The organism is Hydrogenophaga sp. (assembly GCF_031426985.1).
Taxonomy (GTDB): domain Bacteria; phylum Pseudomonadota; class Gammaproteobacteria; order Burkholderiales; family Burkholderiaceae_C; genus Hydrogenophaga.
Map to the genome: position 1 here is coordinate 1 of NZ_JASJOY010000111.1, position 4,445 is coordinate 4,445.

Sequence of the window (4,445 nt, forward strand, 5' to 3'; positions counted from 1 at the left end):
CAAGATCAACATGATCGACCTGTGGATGGAAAAGCCCGACAACGTGGCCGAGATCCGCACCGGCCTGGAAGCGCGTTCGGTCGAGACCAGCAAGTTCAAGGGCTACGAAGACAAGTACGCGATCGCCGGCACCTACTGGCCGCCACAGTTCGTGATCATGAACGGCGACACGCTGGAGCCGCTGAAGATCATGGCCACCCGCGGTGTGACCGTCGACAAGCAGGAATACCACCCCGAGCCACGCGTGGCCTCGATCGTCGGCAGCCACTACAAGCCCGAGTTCGTGGTCAACGTCAAGGAAACCGGCCAGACCCTGCTGGTCGACTACTCCAACATCGACGCCCTGAAAGTGACGACCATCGGCACCGCGCGCTTCCTGCACGACGGTGGCCTGGATTCGTCCAAGCGCTACTTCATGGTGGCGGCCAACCAGAGCAACAAGATCGCGGCGGTGGACCTGAAAGAAGGCAAGCTGACCAAGCTGATCGACGTGGGCAAGATCCCGCACCCCGGCCGTGGCGCGAACTTCACGCACCCGACATACGGCCCTGTGTGGTCCACCGGCCACCTGGGTGACGAGACCATCTCGCTGATCGGCACCGACCCGGTCAAGCACCCCAAGAGCGCCTGGAAGGTTGTGCAGACCCTCAAGGGCCAGGGCGGCGGCGCGCTCTTCATCAAGAGCCATCCGAAGAGCTCGCACCTGTACTCGGACACGCCGCTCAACCCCGATCCGAAGCTCTCGCAATCGGTCGCGGTGTACGACATCAAGAACCTGGAGAAGGGCTACACCGTGCTGCCGATCGCCGAGTGGGCGGGCATCAAGGACGACGGCGCCAAGCGCGTCGTGCAGCCCGAGTTCAACAAGGCCGGCGACGAGGTCTGGTTCGCGGTGTGGAGCGCCAAGAACAAGGAGAGCGCGCTGGTCGTGGTCGATGACAAGACGCTCAAGCTCAAGGCCGTGATCAAGGACCCGCGCCTGATCACGCCGACGGGCCACTTCAACGTGCACAACACCCAGCACGACGTTTACTAACTCCCCCCTGCGCCGCTGACGCGGCTTCCCCCCTCCGTGGCGCGCCTGCGGCGCTTCGAGGGGGGACGGCCCTGGTGGCCCGGCAAAGCCGGTTCCACGGGGCCCCTGGGTGAAGTCACTTCGTCTTCGTTGCGTTTTCTTCTCTGGAGAACTTTATGAAAACTCTTCTTTCTGCTGCTGCGCTGGCGGCTTTTGCGCTGACCTCCGGTGCGGCCTTCGCCGACGGCGAGGCCGCCCTGACCAAGTCCGGCTGCATGGCCTGCCATGCCAAGGACAAGAAGCTGGTCGGGCCTTCGTTCAAGGACATCGCGGCCAAGTACAAGGGCCAGGACGTGACGGCCAAGCTGTTCGACAAGGTGCGCAAGGGCGGGTCCGGCGTGTTCGGTCCCATCCCCATGTCGCCCAACGGTCCGGACAAGATCGCCGACCAGGACCTCAAGGACGCCATCGCGGTGATCCTCAAGTCCTGATCCGGGAGGCCTGCTGTGCTGCGTTGTGCTGCCGTCCTGTCTGCGCTGTTGCTGGGGCCCGCGCTGGCTCTGGCGGAGTCGGCGCCCGATGCCACCCGCTCTGCCGAGCTGGTGCGCATGGTGCGGCAGGACTGCGGCTCGTGCCACGGCATGCGCCTGACCGGCGGCCTCGGCCCCGCGCTGACGCGCGAGGCCCTGGCTGATTTCCCTCTCGACAGCCTGGCCGCCGTGATCTTTCACGGCCGGCCCGGCACCCCCATGCCGCCCTGGAAGGCGATGCTCAGCGAGCCCGAGGCGCGCTGGATCGCGGTTCGCCTTCAGCAGGGCTTTCCTGAAGAAGTGGTGAAAGCCCCATGAAGCGCCGTGAATGGCTGGCCGGTGTGGCCACAGTCTCTTCTGTCGCCGCGTTCGGCGGCCTCACCGGTTGCGCCGCGCCCGTGCTGCGCGGCACCGGCGACCTGGGCGTGGTCATCGGCCGCGCCAACGGCAGGCTGTATGTGGTGGACACCTCCACCCGCGCCCTGATCGGTGAAGTCCCCGGTCTGGGCGACCTCTCGCACGCCTCGGTCGTGTTCTCGCGCGACGGGCGTTTTGCCTATGTGTTCGGGCGCGACGGCGGCCTCACCATGGTCGACATCCTGCAGCAGCGCATCGCGCGCCGCGTGATGCAGGCCGGCAACTCCATCGGCGGCGCCATCAGCGCCGACGGCACGCTGGTGGCGGCGCAGAACTACACGCCCGGTGGCGTGAAGGTGTTCGACGCGCGCACGCTGGAACTGGTGGCCGACGTGCCGGCGGCCTATGCCCCAGGCAAGCTCTCGCGTGTCGTGGGCTTGGTGGACCTGCCGGGCCGCCGTTTCGCCTACAGCCTGTTCGACGCCAACGCGATCTGGGTCACCGACTGTTCGGACCCGACGCGCGTCACCACACACAAATTCGAAGGCATCGGCCGCCAGCCCTACGACGCGCTGGTCACGCCCGATGGCCGCCACTACATCGCCGGCCTGTTCGGCGAAGACGGCCTGGCGATGCTCGACCTCTGGGCCGAGAAGCCCACGGTGCGCCGCATCCTCGGCGGTTACGGCAAAGGCCAGGAGCCCCTGCCGGTCTACAAGATGCCGCACCTGCGCGGCTGGGCCGTGGCCGGGCGCCGCGCCTACCTGCCCGCCATCGGCCGCCACGAGGTGCTGGTGGTCGACACCGACAGCTGGCAGGAAGTCGGCCGCATCCCCGTGGCCGGCCAGCCCGTGTTCGTGATGGCGCGGCCCGACGGCCGCCAGGTCTGGGTCAACTTCGCCGTGCCCGACTACCACCGCGTGCAGGTCATCGACACCCAGCGCCAGCAGATCGTGCAGACGCTGGAGCCCGGCAAGGCCGTGCTGCACATGGAATTCACCCCGCGCGGCGACGCCGTGTGGATCAGCAGCCGCGACGACAACCGCGTCAGCGTGGTCGACACGCAGACCTTCGCGACCCTCGCGCGGCTGAATGTGCCCGCGCCCAGCGGTGTCTTCTTCACCTCGCGCGCCGCGCGCATGGGATTCTGAGCCGTGGACGCCGCCCTGAACACCGACCTGCGCCTGCTCAACGACTGGCAGCACGACTTCCCGCTGTGCCGCGACCCGTTTGGCGTGCTCGCGGCGCAGACCGGCCTGGCGCGTGACGCGGTGCTGGCCGCCTTGCGCCAGGCGCAGGACGACGGGCGCGTCAGCCGCATCGGTGGCGTGTTCGGCCACAGCGGCGGTGGCAACGCCGTGCTGGCCGCCATGGCCGTGCCGGCCGACCGGGTCGAAGAGGTGGCCACCACCGTGTCGGCCCACCCGGGCGTCAACCACAACTACCTGCGCGAGCACCACCACAACCTCTGGTTCGTCATGACCGGCGCCGACCGCCACGCGGTGGACTCGGGCGTGACCGCGCTGGAGCACGCCACCGGCCTGCCCGCGATGCGCCTGCGCATGGTCCGGCCCTACCGCATCGACCTCGGGTTCGACCTCAGCGGGGACACCGCCCAGCGGCCCATGCGCGCCGCGCCCGGCATGCTGACGCCCGCGCCGCTGCCCACCGACCTGTGGCCGCTGGCCCGCCGGGTCGAAGCCGGCCTGCCGCTGGTGGAGCGGCCCTATGCCGCCTGGGCCGACGAGCTGGGGCAGAGCGAAGACTGGGTCACCGAACGCATCGGCGCCTGGCTGGCCGAAGGGCGTCTCAAGCGTTTCGGCGTCGTCGTGCGGCACCACGAGCTGGGGTTTTCCGCCAACGCCATGACGGTGTTCGACGTGCCCAACCACCTGGTCGATGCCTGCGGCCAGGCGCTGGCCGAACAGGTGGGCGTCACCCTGGCCTACCGCCGTGCGCGCGACCCGGGCTGGCCCTACAACCTCTACGCCATGGTGCACGGCACCCACCGCGATGCGGTGAACGCCGTGATCGAGCGCGTGACGCAAGCGGCCGGCCTGTCGTCCTTCCCGCGCGAGGTGCTGTTCTCCACCCGCCGCTTCAAGCAGACCGGTGGCCGCCGCTTTCGTGGCTGGGCCAGTGCGCCCGCCTGTTCGCCCGCTGTGGCCCCTGAGCCGGAGGTGTCCCATGCTCTCGCTGGATGACGCCCGTCTCGTGGCTTTTCTGCACGGTGGTTTTCCGCTGAGCGACCGGCCCTTTGCCGACGTGGCCGCGCAACTGGGCTGCAGCGAGGACGCGGTGATCGAACGCCTGCAGCGCCTGCTCGCGCGCGGCGAGCTCACGCGGTTCGGCCCGCTGTTCCAGATCGAACGCGCCGGCGGTCGCTTCGTGCTGGCCGCCCTGGCCGTGCCCGAAGCGCGCTTTGACGCGGTCGCGGCCCAGCTGGATGCGATGAACGAAGTGGCGCACAACTACCGCCGCGAATCGGCCCACCCGGACCAGCCCGGCGCCACGCCGCTCAACATGTGGTTCGTGCTGGCGGT

The 4,445-nt window shown here is 68.8% G+C and carries 6 protein-coding genes; all 6 read left to right on the forward strand.

Annotated elements, in window-relative coordinates; genetic code table 11:
• Window positions 1-1,036: cytochrome D1 domain-containing protein (locus tag RMP09_RS14325; protein WP_310566656.1), on the forward strand; the 1,036-nt coding region annotated here is incomplete at its 5' end.
• 155 nt (window positions 1,037-1,191) lie between these two features.
• A complete protein-coding gene (locus RMP09_RS14330; protein WP_310566657.1) occupies window positions 1,192-1,506 on the forward strand; it encodes a c-type cytochrome in 315 nt (104 codons plus the stop codon).
• Between the two features lie 15 nt (window positions 1,507-1,521).
• Window positions 1,522-1,863 carry a c-type cytochrome gene (locus RMP09_RS14335; RefSeq protein ID WP_409559733.1) on the forward strand — a complete coding sequence of 114 codons (342 nt, stop codon included), beginning with the start codon at window positions 1,522-1,524 and terminating at the stop codon, window positions 1,861-1,863.
• Window positions 1,860-3,053 carry a cytochrome D1 domain-containing protein gene (locus tag RMP09_RS14340; protein WP_310566658.1) on the forward strand — a complete coding sequence of 398 codons (1,194 nt, stop codon included), beginning with the start codon at window positions 1,860-1,862 and terminating at the stop codon, window positions 3,051-3,053. The genes RMP09_RS14335 and RMP09_RS14340 overlap by 4 nt, the downstream gene beginning before the upstream one ends.
• A 3-nt stretch (window positions 3,054-3,056) precedes the next feature.
• Entirely contained in the window at window positions 3,057-4,106 is a 1,050-nt protein-coding gene (locus RMP09_RS14345) for an Lrp/AsnC family transcriptional regulator (protein ID WP_310566659.1), read from the forward strand.
• On the forward strand, window positions 4,090-4,445 hold a 356-nt coding region (locus RMP09_RS14350), incomplete at its 3' end, for an Lrp/AsnC family transcriptional regulator (RefSeq protein WP_310566660.1). The genes RMP09_RS14345 and RMP09_RS14350, both read left to right, overlap by 17 nt.

What these genes read in the sequence shown, in the direction of transcription:
- RMP09_RS14330 (WP_310566657.1), top strand. Translation starts at nt 1,192, where the DNA reads ATGAAAACTCTTCTTTCTGCTGCTGCGCTGGCGGCTTTTGCGCTGACC.
- RMP09_RS14340 (WP_310566658.1), top strand. Translation starts at nt 1,860, where the DNA reads ATGAAGCGCCGTGAATGGCTGGCCGGTGTGGCCACAGTCTCTTCTGTC.